At 70.0% G+C, this 17,675-nt stretch carries 15 protein-coding genes and 1 pseudogene; 9 read left to right on the top strand and 7 right to left on the bottom strand.

Annotation, left to right across the window (positions count from 1 at the left end; translation table 11 throughout):
* The first annotated feature begins 344 nt into the window (after positions 1 to 344).
* The 3 genes from ADL12_RS35130 to ADL12_RS35120 all read left to right on the top strand — a co-directional run bounded on the left by ADL12_RS35130 (position 345) and on the right by ADL12_RS35120 (position 3,350).
* Entirely contained in the window at positions 345 to 1,268 is a 924-nt protein-coding gene (locus tag ADL12_RS35130; protein WP_062709984.1) for a terpene synthase family protein, read from the top strand.
* A gap of 16 nt (positions 1,269 to 1,284) precedes the next feature.
* Positions 1,285 to 2,664: a cytochrome P450 gene (locus ADL12_RS35125; protein WP_062709982.1), complete on the top strand. Its 1,380-nt coding sequence runs from the start codon at positions 1,285 to 1,287 to the stop codon at positions 2,662 to 2,664.
* A 104-nt stretch (positions 2,665 to 2,768) separates the two neighbouring features.
* A complete protein-coding gene (locus ADL12_RS35120) occupies positions 2,769 to 3,350 on the top strand; it encodes a GNAT family N-acetyltransferase (RefSeq protein WP_062709979.1) in 582 nt (193 codons plus the stop codon).
* 91 nt (positions 3,351 to 3,441) lie between these two features.
* Here the strand turns inward: ADL12_RS35120 and ADL12_RS35115 are convergent, their stop codons facing one another.
* From ADL12_RS35115 to ADL12_RS35100, 4 genes and pseudogenes are all read right to left on the bottom strand, one after another.
* Complete coding sequence (locus ADL12_RS35115) at positions 3,442 to 3,804, bottom strand: hypothetical protein (RefSeq protein ID WP_062709976.1); 363 nt, start codon at positions 3,802 to 3,804, stop codon at positions 3,442 to 3,444.
* Positions 3,805 to 4,161: 357 nt separating this feature from the next.
* Positions 4,162 to 4,371, bottom strand: a complete 210-nt coding sequence (locus ADL12_RS35110) for a hypothetical protein (protein WP_062709973.1) — start codon at positions 4,369 to 4,371, stop codon at positions 4,162 to 4,164.
* A 345-nt stretch (positions 4,372 to 4,716) separates the two neighbouring features.
* Positions 4,717 to 5,691, bottom strand: a complete 975-nt coding sequence (locus ADL12_RS35105) for a GNAT family N-acetyltransferase (protein ID WP_062709970.1) — start codon at positions 5,689 to 5,691, stop codon at positions 4,717 to 4,719.
* A 629-nt stretch (positions 5,692 to 6,320) separates the two neighbouring features.
* Positions 6,321 to 7,879: pseudogene (locus tag ADL12_RS35100) on the bottom strand (amino acid permease).
* Between the two features lie 36 nt (positions 7,880 to 7,915).
* On the opposite strand from ADL12_RS35100, the gene ADL12_RS35095 reads away from it, so the two are divergent.
* Entirely contained in the window at positions 7,916 to 8,122 is a 207-nt protein-coding gene (locus ADL12_RS35095) for a hypothetical protein (protein ID WP_062709967.1), read from the top strand.
* A gap of 29 nt (positions 8,123 to 8,151) precedes the next feature.
* On the opposite strand, the gene ADL12_RS35090 is transcribed toward ADL12_RS35095, so the two are convergent.
* Both ADL12_RS35090 and ADL12_RS35085 read right to left on the bottom strand, forming a co-directional pair.
* Entirely contained in the window at positions 8,152 to 8,997 is an 846-nt protein-coding gene (locus tag ADL12_RS35090) for a siderophore-interacting protein (RefSeq protein ID WP_062709964.1), read from the bottom strand.
* Between the two features lie 165 nt (positions 8,998 to 9,162).
* Positions 9,163 to 10,092: a 5'-3' exonuclease gene (locus ADL12_RS35085; RefSeq protein WP_062710065.1), complete on the bottom strand. Its 930-nt coding sequence runs from the start codon at positions 10,090 to 10,092 to the stop codon at positions 9,163 to 9,165.
* Between the two features lie 235 nt (positions 10,093 to 10,327).
* On the opposite strand from ADL12_RS35085, the gene ADL12_RS35080 reads away from it, so the two are divergent.
* The 4 genes from ADL12_RS35080 to ADL12_RS35065 all read left to right on the top strand — a co-directional run bounded on the left by ADL12_RS35080 (position 10,328) and on the right by ADL12_RS35065 (position 15,806).
* Entirely contained in the window at positions 10,328 to 11,416 is a 1,089-nt protein-coding gene (locus ADL12_RS35080) for a quaternary amine ABC transporter ATP-binding protein (RefSeq protein WP_062709960.1), read from the top strand.
* On the top strand, positions 11,409 to 14,039 hold the full coding sequence (locus ADL12_RS35075) for an ABC transporter permease/substrate binding protein (protein ID WP_062709957.1): 2,631 nt from the start codon (positions 11,409 to 11,411) through the stop codon (positions 14,037 to 14,039). The genes ADL12_RS35080 and ADL12_RS35075 overlap by 8 nt, the downstream gene beginning before the upstream one ends.
* A gap of 478 nt (positions 14,040 to 14,517) precedes the next feature.
* Positions 14,518 to 15,087 (top strand): helix-turn-helix domain-containing protein, encoded by a 570-nt coding sequence (locus ADL12_RS35070; RefSeq protein ID WP_062709954.1) that lies wholly within the window; start codon positions 14,518 to 14,520, stop codon positions 15,085 to 15,087.
* Positions 15,087 to 15,806 carry a helical backbone metal receptor gene (locus tag ADL12_RS35065; protein ID WP_062709952.1) on the top strand — a complete coding sequence of 240 codons (720 nt, stop codon included), beginning with the start codon at positions 15,087 to 15,089 and terminating at the stop codon, positions 15,804 to 15,806. The genes ADL12_RS35070 and ADL12_RS35065 overlap by 1 nt, the downstream gene beginning before the upstream one ends.
* Here the strand turns inward: ADL12_RS35065 and ADL12_RS35060 are convergent.
* The gene (locus tag ADL12_RS35060) at positions 15,718 to 16,842 is read right to left on the bottom strand and encodes a TDT family transporter (protein WP_062709949.1); all 1,125 of its coding nucleotides are present in this window, start codon (positions 16,840 to 16,842) and stop codon (positions 15,718 to 15,720) included. The two genes, ADL12_RS35065 and ADL12_RS35060, sit on opposite strands and share 89 nt — an antisense overlap.
* Positions 16,843 to 16,912: 70 nt before the next feature.
* Here ADL12_RS35060 and ADL12_RS35055 point away from each other — a divergent pair.
* Positions 16,913 to 17,675 (top strand): LysR family transcriptional regulator (locus ADL12_RS35055; protein WP_062710062.1); only part of this gene is annotated, 763 nt, incomplete at its 3' end.

Genomic DNA, 17,675 nt, shown 5'->3' with positions numbered 1-17,675 from the left:
GGCATACGCGTGTTGCCGGCCGCCCTCCGCGGTTTCTGCGCCGGCGTCGCCCGCGCCGTGCAGACCGCGGAGCGGGCAGCGGAACGCTATGGGCTGCCCGGACGCGCCGGCGTCTTCTCTGCCCAGGGTGTCGCTGTACCGGTCCCCGTCTGCGACCCGTCCGAAGGCGTCCGGCCGTCCCGGACAACGATGCCCTTTCCGCCTGCGCCTGGCCACTGCGCGGGAGCTTCCGACAACACATGCAACAGGGGAAAGAGATGTCACAGGAAATACAATTCTCGATTCCGTTTCCGGCTCGTACGAGCCCGGACGGAAAGCGCTGCCAAGACCGTGGGTGCGCGTGGATGGGAGACGCGGGCCTGGTGAACGGACCCGGGGCGCTGGAGGCGTTCCTCCGCACGGTCGATCACATCGGGCTGGCCGCTCTCACCTACCCTTACGCGGCGGGCAGGTCGCTGGACCTGGCCGCCGACACACTGGGGCTGGCTTTCGTGATGGACGACCAGCTCTCAGGGCCGGGAGAGCGGGCACCGGGCCTGGTCGCCAGGATCATCGAGGACGTGACGGCCGTCACGACGCCCGTTCAAGGAACAACTTCCGCCCCTGCGGCTCCCGTTCGGAGCAGGCTCTTACGCCGTCCTACGCCGTTCGTCCGGGTCTGGCTGCGTCTGTGGCGGGAGCTGTGCGAGGGCATGTCGCCCGACTGGCAGGCACGATCGGCCCGGAACTGGACCGACTTCTTCGCCACCTTCCCGGTGGAGGACCACAACCACCGCAACGGCATCTACCTCGACATCGACCGCTACCGCGCCCTGCGTCGCATCAGCGTCGGGGTGGAGCCGTTGATCGACGTGGCCGAGCGTGTCGGCGGGTTCGAAGTGCCGGCCCGGGTACAGGACAGCGCGTGGATGAGGCGGTTGAGGTCCACGGCATCCGACGTGATCGCCGTGGTGAACGACGTCCACGGGGTGGAGCGGGAGGAGTCGCACCGGGACGCGCACAACCTCGTCCTGCTGCTGGAACACCATGGACGGCTGCGCCGCGACGAGGCCATCGACGAAGCGGTGCGGATGTTCGACCGGCAACTGGCCGAGTTCATCAGCCTGTACGAGCAAGTACCCCGGCTGTGTGCCCCGTTGGACCTGACCGGACGGGAACGCGACGCCGTGGAGAGGTTCACCGAGGCCCTGTGCCTGTGGATTTCCGGCAGTTACACGTGGAGCGTGGGTACCAACCGTTATGCGCTTCCGACTGCGCAGAGTGCATAGGGGAGGGGAACAGCCCATGGCCACCCACTTCGTCACCAGCGCAGCCCCCGGGGCGCTGCCCCTGGTCGGTCACGCGCTCCCGCTGATGCGACGGCCGGTCGAGTTCCTCGACTCGCTGCCCGCTTACGGTGATCTGGTCGAGATCCGGATCGGCCCGACCCGCGCGTACGTACCGTGCCATCCCGAACTGCTGCGGCAAGTCCTGATGGAGGACCGCGTCTTCGACAAGGGCGGCGCGCTCTTCGACCGGCTCCGGGACATCGTCGGCAACGGACTGGGCAGCTGCCCGCACCGAGACCACCGCAGGCAGCGCCGACTGCTCCAGCCCGCGTTCCACCGGGCACGGCTCCAGCAGTACGCGGAGGTGATGGAACAGGAGAGCACCGCGCTGACCGAGTCCTGGCATGCGGGCCAGGTCGTCGATGCCTTCCCGGTGCTGTACGGCTTCACCTTGCGCACCGCGGTCCGCACGCTGTTCACCGCCCACGTCGACGACGACGCCGTGGACGGCATCCAGCGTTCCTTCGACACCGCGCTCGGCGGGCTCTTCCAACGCATGTTCCTGCCAAGGGCCTGGCAGCGACTGCCCCTGCCCGCGAACCGCCGCTACGAGCAGGCACTGGAGCACCTGCACGGCACGGTGGACCGCATCATCGCGGACTACCGGCGCGGCGACCAGGACCACGGAGATCTGCTGTCGAAGCTGGTGTCCGCCCGCGACGAGGGGGGCGGGGCGGGCCTGACCGACGAGGAGGTCCACGACCAGGTCATCACCATGCTGTTCGGCGGATCCGAGACCGTCGCCGCGAACCTGACCTGGACCCTGTACCTGCTGTCCAAGCATCCGGAGGCCGCCCGCCAAGTCCAGGAGGAGACCGACGCGGTGCTCGGCGGGCGCCCGGCAGGTTGGAGCGACCTGCCCGAACTGCCTTTCACCAACCGGATGATCACCGAATCCCTCCGGTTGTATCCGCCCGCGTGGCTGTACACGAGAATCACCGCATCGCGGGTGGAACTGGCCGGTCGGCTCCTGGAGCCGGGCACGACACTGGTCATCAGCCCGCCGGTGGTGCACCGCCAGGCGGCGGTTCATGCCGACCCCACGGGCTTCACTCCGGACCGTTGGCTGCCGGACCGCACCGCCGATCTGCCCCGCGGGTCGTTCGCCACCTTCGGAGCCGGCGCCCGCAAGTGCATAGGCGATGCCTACGCGCTGGCCGAGGCGACACTGGCGCTCGCCACCATCGCGAACCGGTGGCAGGTGGAGTGCGCGCCCGGCACGGATGTCCGGCCGGCCCCGTTGGCGACCGTCATGCATCCGCGCCGCCTGCTTCTGCGACTGGTGCCGCGTACCACGAAGGCTGTACGCCGCACCGCACAACGCAGCCTGTCCTGACAGGCCGGCCCCAGCCGAGGGCCCCGGCTCGGGCCGGGCGTCCTCGGCGGGGGACCGGAGTGGACCGGCGCGGACCAGCGGCGCCGGTTGGCAGGATGCCGTGCATGCCCTTCCTCACTGACCCCGTCCTCACCCCAGGCGCCCTCTCCGGCATCGCCCAGCCGACCATCCCCACCGGTGACGGCCTGGTCCTGCGCCCCTGGACGGCCACGGACGCGCCCGCCGTTCACGCTGTTTTCCAGGACCCCGTCCTCCAGCAGTGGCACGCCAAGAAGGCCGACTCCGTGGAGGAGGTCGGTGGCTGGATCGAGGGCTGGCTCAAGGACTGGGAGGAGGAGCGGACCGCGCAGTGGGCTGTCGTGGACGCGGACACCGACCATCTGCTGGGCCGCGTGGCACTGCGCGAGATACGGCTCGACGAGGGCACGGCCGAGGTCGCCTACTGGACCGCCGTCGAGGCCCGCGGCCTGGGCGTCGCCGCCCGAGCGACGACCACCCTGGCCCGCTGGAGCCTGGACGACATCGGCTTCCATCGCCTGGAACTCATGCACGCCGTCCGCAACGAGGCGTCCTGCCGCGTGGCGACCAAGACGGGCTTCGCGCTGGAGGGCACCAAGCGCAGCGCCGTCCTGCATGCGGACGGCTGGCACGATATGCACCTGCACGCGCGCGTCAAGGGCGACTGACCGGGCGGGCCCGGCCGACCTAGCCGGTCGTTTCCGGCAGGTCAACGGCATCGGCGAGTCAACGTTGATGGGGTGACCTCTCGGCCCGGTCCTATGCGCGGCTCTCTCGTAGCAGGAAGGTGAACATCATCAGGATGACGGCGGCCGGAATGATGAAGAGGGCGTACGGCCATCCACTGCTCCTGCCCCGGATCAGCAATGGCAGCGCGAAGGCTGCCACCGCGCCACCGAGGGCGATCCAAGCGAGGACGTACGTCACTGCGCGGAAGGCGTCGAATGCGTGGTACGCCTCTCGGCTGAGGGACGTACGGGCGAAGAGGTGAGCGGCGGCGGCCAGGATCAGGCAGATGAGCGCGACTACCTGTGCCACGATCCCGAGCCGTTCCGGGACGTCAAGTTCGGCGGAGTGCTCGTTGCGCCCTCGCTGGGCCCGCTCCTCGCCCCGCAGCCCCACAGGCCGAGCACGATCGACAGGACGCTGGCGGCGATGGACAACCCTTCCTCCATAGCCGGACGCTAACCCGCCCGGTCCCCGGGGCGGGGAGGCACGCACGGGAGGGTCGCTCCGTCGGCCGATCCTGGAGCGGCCCCGTAGCAACGCCCTTAGCGGGCAGAGGTCAAGCAAACCAGCTGACGAAGGCGGCCTACCCTGCTGTGCTCCTTGCCCGGTAGGGACACAGGAGGCTCGACAGGTCCTTGACGCCGAGATCGGCGAGTCGCGGACCGGGCCGATCCCCGGCGTCTGGGGGGTGACCTCGGGTGTCGGGGTACTGCGTGATGCGATGCTGCACGTACCGCAGGATCGATCGGGTCACCGCTTGCTCCACGTGCGGTGAGGGTGGTTGCGGATCTCCACGTCGGCGTCCGTCGCGGCCGACAGGTCGCCGCTGTCGCGCGCTTCCTGCCGTTGTTTGGCCAGCGCCTGGCACACGTCACAGTCCGGCGCCGGTTCAGGATGCGGGAGGGGAAGCGTCAGGGTCACGGGACCCGTCATGGTCGTCTGCTGCTTCCTGCCCGCCATCGCGTCTCCCCGACTGTGTGTGACACCGGTTACGACCGTAGGGAGCTGGGAATGGGCCGGTCCACGAAGTTGCACGCGGTTGCACGCAAGCCTGGGCGGCCTTGACGCCCTGGTCACGACACCGTGCGATTCCAAGATCATCCCAGAAAAGGCGAAAAGGCGCGGGCGAGGCCGGCCCCCCCTTCCTGGCCGTCTGCACCCCTATGTATTAAGGGGGCTCACCCTTGGGCTTCAATCACTGACCGTCAAAGCCTGGTGTCGTAGGGGCTGACGTCTCGTGATCCCTGCGGTATGTCGTCTCCTGACGGCATCGGGTCTTCCTCGAAGCCGAGTATGGCGGTGGGCTCAGCGCCAGTCGTCGATCACGTAGGCGTCTGGGTGGCTGTAGCCAGGTTCGTTGGGCTTGTGCATGGTCACGCCTTGCAGCCAGGTACGGAAACCGCGGTCGACCATGCGCCGGTAGGCATCCTGGCGGGCCAGGTTCATTCCGGCGTCCAGTTGCCCCAGTCCCTTCTCGGTGGCCAGCTGCTCGCACGCATTCAGCAGTCGTTCGAACCGGTCCGCGGCGTCCGGGCCAGGGCGTACGGCGCCGAATTTGACGAAGCACACGTCCTCACCGGCCTCCGACCCCGCTCCGCAGTGGCAGACGGCCAGACCGTCGAGGTCGGAGTCGGCGCCCTCGAGGAGGATGGTGTCACCGAGCCCCTGCGCCTGTGTGGCCATGATCTCGCGCTCCAAGCTCAGGCCCTCGTACACGGCCCCCGTCAGTGCGCGACTGAGGCTCAGTGCGTCGGGCCGCTCAGCGGCGGTCAGCTCGCCGTACAGCACTCGGCCGGGGACTGCGGCACTGACGGTGACCTGTTTCTTCATGATGGCTGTAAGGAATCGGGGCCAGAAACCATACCGGCGGTAGAGCTCGAGGTGCTTGGGACTGTGCGAGAAGGTGAACAGGCCGAGGTGGCGGTTCTCCCAGGTGTCGAAGCAGGCCATGACCGGTTCCATGAGGCGCCTGCCGATGCCCTGGTCCCACAGATCCGGACGTACGGTCAGCGGGCCGAAGAACCCGACGCTGCCCCAGTTGGCGGCGAAGTTCGATCCGACGACCTCGCCCTCGACGGTCGCTGCGAAGGCCGCGTGTGGATCTGCCGCCCAGCGGGTGCGGACATAGTCGGCGGTCCCGAAGAACGTCTCCGGCTCAGGGGCCCCGAGGAAGGTGCCGAAGGCGACCCTGAAGATCTCGTCGGCCCGATCCAGGTCCGGCTCAACCAGCGGGCGGACCGTCACCGAGGCGGCGACACTCGTTCGCTTCGCTGCGGGCATGATCGCTCTCCTTTCCGCCCCCAGTTCCATCGCACCACGGACGTGCGCCGCGGGCGAAGCGACAGGTCCGGCGGTACCTAGGATCGAGCGGCCGCGTTCCCCGACGACCGGGCGGCCGTCTTCCTGCCGATCGACGACCCGCAGGGCCCCGGTCCGCCGGGGGCTCCGAGGAGCCGGAGGAGCGCCGACTGTGCCCTGCTCTACCGCCTCGCCCTGCCATGGCTATCACCGCCGTCGACAAGTTCGCCCAGCGAACTATTGGAGCCCGCCATGGCTACGTAACTCATCGAGGCGGCGCGGCGCTGTTACAAGGCGCTGGTGCGGATTGCGGCGTCGAGCGGCCTTCGTCTCGGGGAGCTGTTCGTTATCGAGGACGGCGTCGACTATCTACGCCGCAGGGTCGAAGGGTCCAACAGCTCTGCACACCAACCAAGGAACCGCTCTGTACACCAACCATGGGACCGCAATACCTCGGCCCGCTCAAGACGCCCGAGAGCTACCGCGATGTGCCGCTGGCGCCGTCGGCGCTCACCGGGCTGTCCATGCACGTCGCCGAGTTCCCGTCAGACGAGTCGCGCAGTGGGAGCGCCGCGGCAGGCCCGAGGGCGCCGAGGACACGACGGCCGCAACTATCGAATCGGTGATGACGGAGCTGGAGCAGTTTCTCCAACAGAGTGCACGCGATGTGCACGCCGCCACCGGTACAGGACCTCACCCCCAACCGTGATCAGCAAGAACAGCACCGTGAATCACTGGAAATACCAGTGCCCACCCGCCGGGTCGTACACCGCAGCCCGTGGCCAGGCCAGGTTGACGGTCATGGCGAGGCCGTAGAGCAGGGCCAAGGCGTTGACCGGGACACCCCAACGGCCCAGGGAGAACAGGCGGTTGCTCGCCTCGTCGGTGCCGTCGGTCGTGTAGCGTCCGCGTAGGCGGGCCACCAGCAGGGAGCCGGTCACCATCGCGTACGCCAGGTACAGCATGACGATGCAGGTCGTGCCGATGGCCAGGAACGCTTCCGGTGAGGCGAAGTTGAGGAGCAGCAGGGCGGCCGCGAGGACGCTGACGACCAGGGCGGGTGCCCCGGGCATGCCGGTGCGCGGTCGACCTTCGCGAGGCGGTGGGAGAACGGGAGTTGGCCGTCGCGGGCCATGGAGAACAGCATCCGGCTGGCAGCCGTCTGGATGGCGAGGGTCGCCACCGTGATCGCCACCACCACGTCGGCCGGCAGCACCTGGCCCACGCCTCGCCCAGGCTTGCCCGTCAGGACGTAGCTCAGGCCGTCGACCGCCAGGCGGCCGTCCGTGAGGCTGGGGGCGGCGAGCAGGCCGGCGGCGGCCAGCGCGGTGAGGATCGTGCGGGGCGCGGTGCGGCGCGGATGGTGCGTCTCCTCGCTCATCTCGCCCGCGCTGTCGAAGCCGATCATCACGTAGGCCGCCGTGAACGAGCCGACCAGCAGCACGCCCAACAGGCCGGACCCGGCGGCGCCTTCGGTGGGGAAGGTGATGCCGGGGGAGCGCTCGGAGTGGGTCAGCAGCAGCGCGATGGTCAGCACCGCGCCGATGATCTCGGCGGTCACACCGACCCGGTTGACCAGCGACAGCACTCGGTTGTCCAGGAGATTCACGACTGTGGTGAGGGTCGGCAGGGTCACGCCGAGCAGCGCCGTGTTGGCCGCGCCGTCCGCCGAGGTCGGCGCGGGGTCGGTGCCGATCAGCTGGAAGCCGGACCAGAGCGCCGGCAGCACCATCTGCAGCGCGAGCGCCGCCGCCGCGACCACCACGATCTGCCCGATCACCATGATCCAGCCGGCGAACCAGCCGAAGGTGACGTTCGACAGGCGCGAGGACCACTGGTAGATCGCGCCCGAGATCGGGTAGCGCGCGGCCAGCTCCGCGAAGCACGCGGCCACCAGCGACTGCCCTACGAGCACCGCGGGCCAGGCCGAGAAGAAGACGGGGCCGCCGAACGCGTTCCCGAAGGCGAAGAACTGGAAGACGGTCGTCAGGACGGAGATGAAGGAGAAACCCGCCGCGAACGACGCGTACCGGCCGAGGCTGCGGTGCAGTTCCTGGCGGTATCCGAACGTGGCGAGGGAGCGCTCGTCAGGGTCGTGCGGCGGGTCGGGGCGAGGGGCGGCGGGGGCGGTGCGCCCGACAGGAACTCTCGCGCCGCTGTGCGAGAGCAGGTTGCCGCCAGTCGCAGGCCTCTCGCGGACTCCGGCATGAAGATCAAGTCACGCTCGGCCGGCCTGTTCCCCGCCTTCATGGCGCCGTCGCAGGCGCCCGCCCCGATGGGGCGCATGGCCGACTTTCATCCGCTCAACTGCGCGATGTCCGTGGGCCGTTCGGTCACCTGCGGTCACGGCGACCGGCGGGACGTCCTGAGCCATGGAGCGCCCCTGGGCACAGTGAAGGGGCGGCTCCTGTGAAGGTGCCGCCCCTCTGGATCCACGCAGGGCTACGCCGCCGGCGCCGCCCCCTCCTGCTCCGCCTCGATCCGTGCGTTCCAGTCCCGCTTGGAGGCCTGCCAGCCGTCCTCGTCGTGGCCGAGCCGCCAGTAACCGGAGATCGACAGGTCCTCGCGGGACATGCCGCGCTCGACCCGCAGCAGCTGGCGCAGCTCCTTCACGAAGTGCGCCTCGCCGTGCACGAAGGCGTGCACCCGGCCCTCGGGGCACTCCAGCGCGCGCACGGCCTCGACCAGCGCCTCACCGACAGGACGGGAGCCGCGGTGCAGCCAGATGACCTCCACGTCGGAGTCGATCTTCTGCTCCTCCTCGGGGCCGGCGATCTCCACGAACGCGTACGCCGTGGCGCCGTCGGGCAGCGACTCCAGGGAGCGGGCGATCGCGGGCAGCGCGCTCTCGTCCCCGACGAGCAGATGCCAGTCGGCGTCAGGGTCAGGGGCGTAGGCGCCGCCCGGCCCCATGAAGCGCACGGTCTCGCCGGGCTGGGCGCGCATCGCCCACGGGCCGGCCAGGCCCTCGTCGCCGTGGAGCACGAAGTCCAGGGTCAGTTCACGGTGCTCGGGGTCCCAGGCCCGCACGGTGTACGTCCGCGTCACCGGCCACTGCTCGCGCGGCAGCTCCTCGCGGATGCGCTCCAGGTCGAAGGGCTCGGGGTAGCTCACGCCCTCGGGGGAGAACAGCATCTTCACGTAGTGGTCCGTGCAGGTGTCCGCCGCGAAGTCGGCGAGCCCCTCGCCGCCCAGCACCACACGCTGCATGTGTGGGGTCAGCCGTTCGGTACGGACGACCTGCGCGGAGTGGGGCTTCCGCGGCTTGCGGGCAGGGCGTAGTGCCATCACTGGCCTCCCTCGTTCCAAGCTTAGGTTTACCTAAGTTAGCACCTCCCTTCAGTGAATGCCGCTATGACTCGCTACGGCTCGTTCATGAAAGGGCGCATATACGCGCACACAAGGAACGAATTCCCCGAGCCAGGAACCCCATGCGCTGCCTCGGGACCCCCTTCACGCCCCCAGCGTCACAAGCAGCCGCTGCAGCGAACCGCCGAGCCCCCACCGCATCGCCAGCTCGTCCAGCCCCGCCGAATCCCGGGGCGCACGCGGCAGCGCAGTGTCGACGTCGGGCAGCGGGACGTCGGCCGCGACCCGCACCACGGTCGGCGCGACGGCGACGTACGGCCGCGACTCGTCCAGCCGCTTGCGCTGCGAGGGCGTCAGCTTCGCCTTCGGGTCGTCGACCGCCGCCATGATCCCGGCCACGTCGCCGAACTCGGCCAGCAGCTTCGCGGCCGTCTTCTCACCGATGCCGGGCACGCCCGGCAGACCGTCGCTCGGGTCGCCGCGCAGCAGCGCCAGATCCGCGTACCCCCGGCCGTCGACGCCGTACTTCTCGCGCAGCCACGCCTCGTCGGTGAGCTGCAGGGTGCCCACGCCCTTGAGCGGATACAGCACCCGCACCCCGCGCGCGTCGTCCACCAGCTGGTAGAGGTCGCGGTCGCCGGTGACAATGTCGACCGGGCCCTTCGCCCGCGCGGTGAACGTGCCGATCACGTCGTCCGCCTCGTACCCCTCGACCCCCACGCGCGCGATGCCGAGCGCGTCGAGGACGGCCTCGATGACCGGCACCTGCGGCGAGAGGGTGTCGGGCACCTCCTCCTCGTCCGGCCCGACCTCGTGCTCCTCGGCGACCCGGTGCGCCTTGTAGGAAGGGATCAGCTCGACCCGCCACTGGGGCCGCCAGTCGGCGTCCATGCAGGCCACCAGCGCGTCCGGGCGGTGGTCCTTGACCAGGCGGTCGATGAAGTCGAGGAGCCCGCGCACGGCGTTCACCGGTGTGCCGTCCGGGGCCTTCACGGAGTCCGGGACGCCGAAGTAGGCGCGGAAGTAGAGCGAGGCGGTGTCGAGGAGCATCAGTCGTCCGGTCACGCCACGCATCATGCCGTACGCCACTGACACCGGCCCGCCGGTGCGCAGACGGCGTGGGTGCGTGCGCAGACAGCCGCTCTTCGGTGCGCAACGCGTTGCGGTGTGCGCGTGCACTGTGGGCTGGACCACTTGTGCGTTTGCAATCAGGGAACGAGGGCAGGCGCCCCGCCCGGAGCGACGCGCTTGCGCATTCAACTGTTGCGCACGTCGCTCTCTTCATTGGCCGTCGAGACAAGAGGTACCCGTGTCAACCAGGCTTGAGGCCGAACACCTCTACAAAGTGTTCGGCAGACGACCGGACGAGGCTGTCGAGCGGCTCCGCCACGGAGCCGACCGGGAGGAGCTGCGCGCCGACGGCACCACCGCCGCCGTGATCGACGCCTCCTTCACCGTGGAACCGGGCCAGATCTTCGTCGTCATGGGCCTGTCCGGATCCGGCAAGTCCACCTTGCTGCGCATGCTCAACGGGCTCCTGGAGCCGACCGCGGGTCACGTCCGCTTCGACGGCCAGGACCTGACCGCGCTCGGCGACCGCGAGCTGCGCGAGGTCCGCGCGCAGAAGATCAGCATGGTGTTCCAGCACTTCGCGCTGTTCCCGCACCGCAGCGTCCTGGAGAACGCCGCCTACGGCCTCGGTGTCCAGGGCGTGCCCCGCGCCGAGCGCGAGAAGCGCGCCGCCGAGGCCCTGGAACTGTGCGGTCTGGCCGGCTGGGAGAAGTCCTGGCCCGATGAGCTGTCCGGCGGCATGCAGCAGCGCGTGGGCCTCGCCCGCGCGCTCGCCACCGACGCCGACCTGCTCCTCATGGACGAGTCCTTCAGCGCGCTCGACCCGCTGATCCGCCGTGACATGCAGGACCAGCTGCTCCAGCTCCAGCAGACCCTGAAGAAGACGATCGTCTTCATCACCCACGACCTCAACGAGGCCATGCGCCTCGGCGACCGCATCGCGGTCATGCGCGACGGCCGCATCGTCCAGACCGGCAGCGCCGAGGACATCCTGATCCGCCCGGCCAACGACTACGTCGCCTCCTTCATCCAGGACGTCGACCGCTCCCGCGTCCTGACCGCGGCGGCCGTCATGGACGAGGACGTCCGCGGCGACGAGGCCGGCTGCGGCTGCGAGACCGCGACGCCCGACACCCCGTTCACCGAACTCTGCGCGATCAGCGCCCGCCTGACGCACCCCGTGGCAGTCCTCGACACGAAGGGGAAGCTCGTCGGTCGCATACCCCGACAACGCCTCGTCGGATTCCTCGGCGACCAGCAGGGCGAGCCCGAGCCCTGCGACAACCCGCGCGGCACCCGCGACGGGATGGTGATCGCCAATGCCTAGGATCCACTTCGGAGACTGGATCGAAACCGCGGTGGACTGGCTGCAGTCTCACCTGACCTGGGTTTTCGACATCGTCAAGGCCGTCCTCGGCGGCATGTACGACGGAGTGGACGCCGTCCTCGGCGGCGGCGAGCCGCTGCTGATGGCCGGCATTCTCGCCGTGATCGCGTGCTGGCTGCGCGGTCTGCTGCCCGGCACCCTGGCCTTCGTCGGCCTCGCCCTGATCGACTCGCTCGGTCTGTGGGACGACGCGATGGACACGCTCTCGCTCGTCCTCGTCGCCGCGGTCATCACCGTCGTGTTCGCGGTGCCGCTGGGCATCTGGGCCGCCCGCAGCAACCGGGTCAGCGCCCAGCTGCGGCCGGTGCTGGACGTCATGCAGACGATGCCGGCCTTCATCTACCTCATCCCCGGCGTCATGTTCTTCGGCGTCGGCACCACCCCCGGCCTCCTCGCGACGATCATCTTCGCCATGCCCCCGGGCGTGCGGATGACCGAGCTGGGCATCCGGCAGGTGGACGGCGAACTGATCGAGGCGGCCGAGGCGTTCGGCACCAGCCCGCGCACCACGCTCGCACGCGTCCAGCTGCCGCTCGCGCTGCCGACGATCATGGCCGGCGTCAACCAGGTGATCATGCTGGCCCTGTCGATGGTCGTCATCGGCGGCATGGCCGGTGCCGGCGGCCTCGGTGAGCAGGTCTACTCCGCCATCACCCAGCTCAAGGTCGGCCTGGCCGCCGAGAGCGGTGTGGCCGTCGTCGTCCTCGCGATGTACCTGGACCGGATGACCGGTGCGCTGGGCCAGCGGGTTTCCCCGCTCGGCCGCCGGGCCGCGGCCAAGGCGGCGGTCGCTGCCGCGGGCCGCTTCAGGCTCGCGCACTACAAGCCCGGCGGCGCGGTCGCGGTCGTCGGCGTCGTGGTCCTCGCCCTCGTCGCCGGCGGCATGAACCAGGCCGGCTCCGGCGGCGGCGAGCAGACCGCCGCCGGGAACAGCACGAACGTGGGCCAGGGCGAGAAGATCAACCTCGGCTACATCCCCTGGGACGAGGGCACCGCCACCACGTACCTGTGGAAGGAGCTCCTTGAGCAGCGCGGCTACGAGACCGACGTCAAGCAGCTCGATCCCGGCCCGCTCTACTCGGGCGTGGCCCGCGGCGACATCGACTTCCAGACCGACGCCTGGCTGCCGACCACGCACAAGGCGTACTGGGACAAGTACAGCTCCCAGCTCGACGATCTCGGCGCCTGGTACGGGCCCACGTCGCTGGAGCTGACGGTTCCGTCGTATGTGAAGGGCATCGACTCGCTCGCTGACCTGAAGGGCCAGGGGAAGAAGTTCGGCGGGAAGATCATCGGCATCGAGGCGAGCGCCGGGATGATGGGCACGCTGAACAAGTCGGTGTTGAAGGCGTACGGCCTGGACGGCGAGTACAAGGTGGTCTCGTCGAGTACGTCGTCGATGCTCGCGGAGCTGGACCGGTCGATCAAGAAGCGTGAGCCCGTGGTCGTGACGCTGTGGTCGCCGCACTGGGCGTACGGCAAGTACGACCTGAAGAAGCTCAAGGACCCCGAGGGCGCCTGGGGCAAGGGCGAGCAGATCCACACCGTCGCGCACAAGGGCTTCGACAAGAAGAACCCGACCGTCGCGAAGTGGCTGAAGGGCTTCAAGCTCACCGAGACGCAGCTGACCAGCCTGGAGAACGACATCCGCGCCGCGGGCGAGGGCCAGGAACAGGACGGCGTGCGCACCTGGCTGAAGAAGAACCCCGGCCTGGTCGACAAGCTCGCCCCGGTCGCCGGCGGCGCGAAGAAGCAGGGCAGGGACGCGGGCAGGGCCGTGGACATCGGCTACTTCCCGTGGGACGAGGCCATCGCCGCCACCTATCTGTGGCAGAACATCCTCGAGGACCGCGGCTACAAGCCGAACGTCGAGCAACTCGATCCCGGCCCGCTCTACACCTCGCTGGCGCAGGGGCAGATGGATGTGCAGCTGGACGGCTGGCTGCCGACCACGCACAAGGAGTATGTGGACCGGTTCAAGGGGCAGTTGGACGACCTTGGCGCGTGGTACGGGCCGACCTCGTTGGAGTTGACGGTTCCGTCGTATGTGAAGGGTGTCGATTCGCTGGCGGATCTGAAGGGCCGGGGCGAGGAGTTCGGCGGGAAGATCATCGGCATCGAGGCGAGCGCCGGGATGATGGGCACGCTGAACAAGTCGGTGCTGAAGGCGTACGGCCTGGACGGCGAGTACAAGGTCGTGTCGTCCAGCACTTCCTCGATGCTCGCGGAGCTCGACCGGTCGATCAAGAAGCGTGAGCCCGTCGTGGTGACGCTGTGGTCGCCGCACTGGGCGTACGGCAAGTACGACCTGAAGAAGCTCAAGGACCCCGAGGGCGCCTGGGGCCAGGGCGAGCAGATCCACACCGTGGCCAAGAAGGGCTTCGGCCGGGAGTTCCCCGAACTGAACGGCTGGCTGAAGAACTTCAAGCTGACCGAGGAGCAACTCGCCTCGCTGGAGGTGGAGATCCAGAAGGGCGGCGCCGGAAACGAGAAGGAGTCCGCACGCCGTTGGATGGACACCCGTCCGGGGATCGAGGACAAGCTGGCGCCTGTGACGGGATAGCTTCACAGGCCCTGAAGTAGAAAAATGCACCGGGTGCGGGATTCATGCGTACGTGAATCCCGCACCCGGTTCTGTCTGCGTCACCGGCGCCATTGACCGGACCGAGCCCCTCCGCGCCTACGAGAAGGATCCGGCCAACCACAGAGCGCTACGTCGCCCCCCGAGCCCTTCGGCCCTGGCCAGGCACTCCACCCGCAACCACGAGGGAACACAGGAGGCCGCCGCAGCATTGAAATGAACACGGGTACTCGTGCTGAGCGGGAGTCAGCGGTGCCGCGCGGGCGGCCGACACGTTCGGGGAGCCGATCCCACTGGCGCGAACCGATGGGTCGTACTCCCCCTGATGTGGCGTCGATGTGACGGGCGCATGAAACGGTTTGCCGAACATGCGTAGGGTGCAGAGAACTCAACAGAAGGTGTGCGCCGGGAGGCGGGCGCGAGGACATCGGACCTACGAGCGAAGGAGGGAGCCAGAGCGATGGGCGACCACAAAGAACAGTCCCTTCGAGTGGGCGCGGCCGTACGGCGGCGGCGTCGCGCGCTGGATCTCACCCTTGCCGTCGTCGCCGAGCGCAGCGGCCTGTCGGTGCCCTTCCTGAGCCAGGTCGAGAACGACCGGGCACGCCCCAGCAGAAGCTCCCTGGAAAAGGTCGCCGACGCGCTGCGTACGACAGCCGTCGAACTCCTCGCCGCGGCCGACCCGGCGTGCAGCGTCGACGTGGTGCGGGCCGACGGCACGGAGCTGGCGCCGGAGCCCCGGGTGCGTTCCCTGGTGCGCGGTCACCATCAGATGCATGCCTCCGAGTTCACCGGCGACCATGACGCGGGCCGTGAATTCCAGTACCGCAACGACCAGTTGATGTACGTCGCCGACGGCGCGGTGGAGATCGAGGCGGAGGGCCGCGCCTACCGCCTCGGCCGCGGCGACACCCTGTACCTCACCGGCGGGGTGCGTCACCGCTGGCGGGCGACCGTGCCGGACACGCGCGTGGTCGTCGTGGCGGTGGCGGAGCACATCGAGGCCGTCCGGGACCGGCCGGGGCGCTGATGCGCGTCGTCTCCCTGGTGCCGTCCCTGACGGAGGCCGTGGCCGTCTCGGCCCCCGGCGCCCTCGTCGGCGCCACGGACTGGTGCAGCCACCCGGCCGACCTGGACGTCACCCGCGTCGGCGGCACCAAGAACCCCAAGATCGACCGGATCCTCGCCCTCGCCCCCGACCTGGTGATCGCCAACGAGGAGGAGAACCGCGGGCCCGACCTCGCCGCCCTCCGCGCGGCCGGCATCCAGGTCCTGGTGACCGAGGTGCGGGAGGTCCCGGGGGCCTTCCGGGAACTGGCGCGGGTGCTGGACGCCTGCGGGGTGACGGCCCACCCGCGCTGGCTGGACGAGGCGGAACGGACCTGGTCGGCGCTGCCGGCCCCGGAACGCCGTACGACGGCCGTGGTCCCGATCTGGCGGCGCCCCTGGATGGTGCTCGGCCGCGAGACCTTCGCGGGCGACGTACTGGCCCGCCTCGGTGTGGACCACCGGTACGCGGCGCACGAGGACCGCTACCCGCGCATCCCCCTGGACGACCTGCGGGCAGCGGCCCCGGACATCGTCGTCCTCCCCGACGAGCCGTACCGTTTCACGGCCGACGACGGCCCGGAGGCGTTCGCCGGCCTGCCCTGTGCACTCGTCAGCGGACGGCACCTGACGTGGTACGGCCCGTCACTGGCCGAGGCACCGCGGGTGCTGTCCGAGGCCCTGCGAGCAGCGCACCGCTGAGCAGACCGCGGGTGGTGCACACGGCGGTGACGGCCCAGGCGCCGACGAGCACGGCATACAGCCCGATGGAGACCCAGCCGTAGACCACGAGCCCGGTGTGCCGGGCGAGTGCCGCGGCACCGGTGACACAGGTGCCGACCGGGAAGGTGAACGCCCACCACGTCATCGCGAACCCCATGCCGTGCCGCCGAGCCCGCAGCACGTGGGCGGTGGCGAGCCCGAACCACAGGAGCGCGAAGCCCATGACGGGCACACCGTAGAGCACCGCGAGAACGCCGAAGGCCTGGCTGTACGGAGCCGGGACCACGCCGGGGGCGACGTCGGCGAACGTGCCGACGGCGGTGGTGGACTGCCCGAGCGGGCCCAGCACCAGGAACAGGGTCGGAGTGAGGGCGAGGGGCAGGGACCCGCCCGCGATCAGCCGGGCGAAGACCAGCGGCAGCATCAGCAGCGTGGCGAGCAGACTCAGCCCGAACATCGCGAAGCAGGCGAGCAGCAGGGTCTCCCGGGCCTGCCCGGGCGGCAGATGCGGCACGAGGAGCGGCCCGAGCGCGGCGGACACCATGGGCGCGACGAGCGGCAGCAGCCACACGGGCGTGGCCTGGGACGGGTCTGTGCGGTGGCGTACGGCCATGAGGTACGGGACGGCGACGGCGGCCGCCAGCCCGATGACCGTACCGGCGGTGAAAAGGACGGCATCGAGTGCGACCGCCGCTTGGACCCCGATCCAGTCCCGGCCCACGGTGACCGCACCGCCGCCGACGGCCGACAGGGCCATGGCCAGACAGCCGTAGAAGGGCGCGGTGGCCGGGTCGAGGAGGTGGGCGCGGGCCTGGTCGCGGTGGTGGGTCCAGTGCAGGGCACGGGCGCCGAGCAGGGTGACGAGCAGGGCCAGGGAGAGGGCCCAGACGGCCGTGCAGGCGGTACGCAGGCCGGGGAGGTGCAGCGGCAGTCCGGCTCCGGCGGTGGCGACGGCGGCGGTGCCCATGACGGACGCGTACCAGTTGGGTCCGAGATGACGGACGGCGGTGACCATGCGCTCAGGGTCGCTGCGTGGGTTGCTCACCACCAGGGAGTCTGCCTCTATGGCGACATAAACTGGGCTTATGACTCAGGCGTCGGAGGGGCAGTTTCGCGCGGGACCCCTGGCACATCGCGTCCCGGATCTAGGTGCGCTGGAGCTGTTGCTGGCGGTGGCGCGGCTCGGCAGTCTGGGCGGGGCGGCGCGCGAACTCGGCATCACACAGCCGGCGGCGAGCAGCCGGATCCGCTCGATGGAACGCCAGCTGGGTGTGGCCCTGGTGGACAGGTCACCGAGGGGATCCCGGCTCACGGACGCCGGGGCGCTGGTGACGGACTGGGCGCGGCGCATCGTGGAGGCCGCGGAGGCCTTCGACGTGGGTGCGCAGGCGTTGCGGGACCGGCGTGACTCGCGGCTGCGGGTGGCGGCGAGCATGACGATCGCGGAGTACCTGCTGCCGGGCTGGCTGCTCGCGCTGCGCGCCCAGCGGCCGGACACGGCGGTCTCGCTGCTCGCCGGGAACTCGGCGGCGGTGGCGGAGCGGCTGCTGGCGGACGAGGCGGACCTGGGGTTCGTGGAGGGGCTGACCGTTCCGACGGGGCTGGACTCCGTGGTCATCGCCCACGACAACCTGATCGTGGTGACAGCTCCGGGCCACGCCTGGGCGCGGCGCCGGCGCTCGCTGGAGGCGTCGGAGCTCGCGACGACCCCGCTGATCCTGCGGGAGAAGGGCTCGGGCACCCGCCAGGTCCTCGACGCGGCGCTCGGCGGGCTGGCCCGTCCCTTGATCGAGCTGTCCTCGACCACCGCGGTCAAGGCGGCCGCGGTGAGCGGGGCGGGGCCGGCGG

The sequence above is a fragment of the Streptomyces regalis genome (assembly GCF_001509475.1).
In the GTDB taxonomy this organism is placed as follows: Bacteria; Actinomycetota; Actinomycetes; order Streptomycetales; family Streptomycetaceae; genus Streptomyces; species Streptomyces regalis.
This window is presented reverse-complemented; position numbering and strand designations above follow the sequence as displayed.

What these genes read in the sequence shown, in the direction of transcription:
- ADL12_RS35125 (WP_062709982.1), top strand. Translation starts at nt 1,285, where the DNA reads ATGGCCACCCACTTCGTCACCAGCGCAGCCCCCGGGGCGCTGCCCCTG.
- ADL12_RS35095 (WP_062709967.1), top strand. Translation starts at nt 7,916, where the DNA reads ATGAAGATCAAGTCACGCTCGGCCGGCCTGTTCCCCGCCTTCATGGCG.
- ADL12_RS35065 (WP_062709952.1), top strand. Translation starts at nt 15,087, where the DNA reads ATGCGCGTCGTCTCCCTGGTGCCGTCCCTGACGGAGGCCGTGGCCGTC.
- ADL12_RS35075 (WP_062709957.1), top strand. Translation starts at nt 11,409, where the DNA reads ATGCCTAGGATCCACTTCGGAGACTGGATCGAAACCGCGGTGGACTGG.
- ADL12_RS35120 (WP_062709979.1), top strand. Translation starts at nt 2,769, where the DNA reads ATGCCCTTCCTCACTGACCCCGTCCTCACCCCAGGCGCCCTCTCCGGC.
- ADL12_RS35130 (WP_062709984.1), top strand. Translation starts at nt 345, where the DNA reads ATGGGAGACGCGGGCCTGGTGAACGGACCCGGGGCGCTGGAGGCGTTC.
- ADL12_RS35090 (WP_062709964.1), bottom strand. Translation starts at nt 8,997, where the DNA reads ATGGCACTACGCCCTGCCCGCAAGCCGCGGAAGCCCCACTCCGCGCAG.
- ADL12_RS35110 (WP_062709973.1), bottom strand. Translation starts at nt 4,371, where the DNA reads ATGGCGGGCAGGAAGCAGCAGACGACCATGACGGGTCCCGTGACCCTG.
- ADL12_RS35085 (WP_062710065.1), bottom strand. Translation starts at nt 10,092, where the DNA reads ATGCGTGGCGTGACCGGACGACTGATGCTCCTCGACACCGCCTCGCTC.
- ADL12_RS35060 (WP_062709949.1), bottom strand. Translation starts at nt 16,842, where the DNA reads ATGGTCACCGCCGTCCGTCATCTCGGACCCAACTGGTACGCGTCCGTC.
- ADL12_RS35105 (WP_062709970.1), bottom strand. Translation starts at nt 5,691, where the DNA reads ATGCCCGCAGCGAAGCGAACGAGTGTCGCCGCCTCGGTGACGGTCCGC.
- ADL12_RS35070 (WP_062709954.1), top strand. Translation starts at nt 14,518, where the DNA reads ATGGGCGACCACAAAGAACAGTCCCTTCGAGTGGGCGCGGCCGTACGG.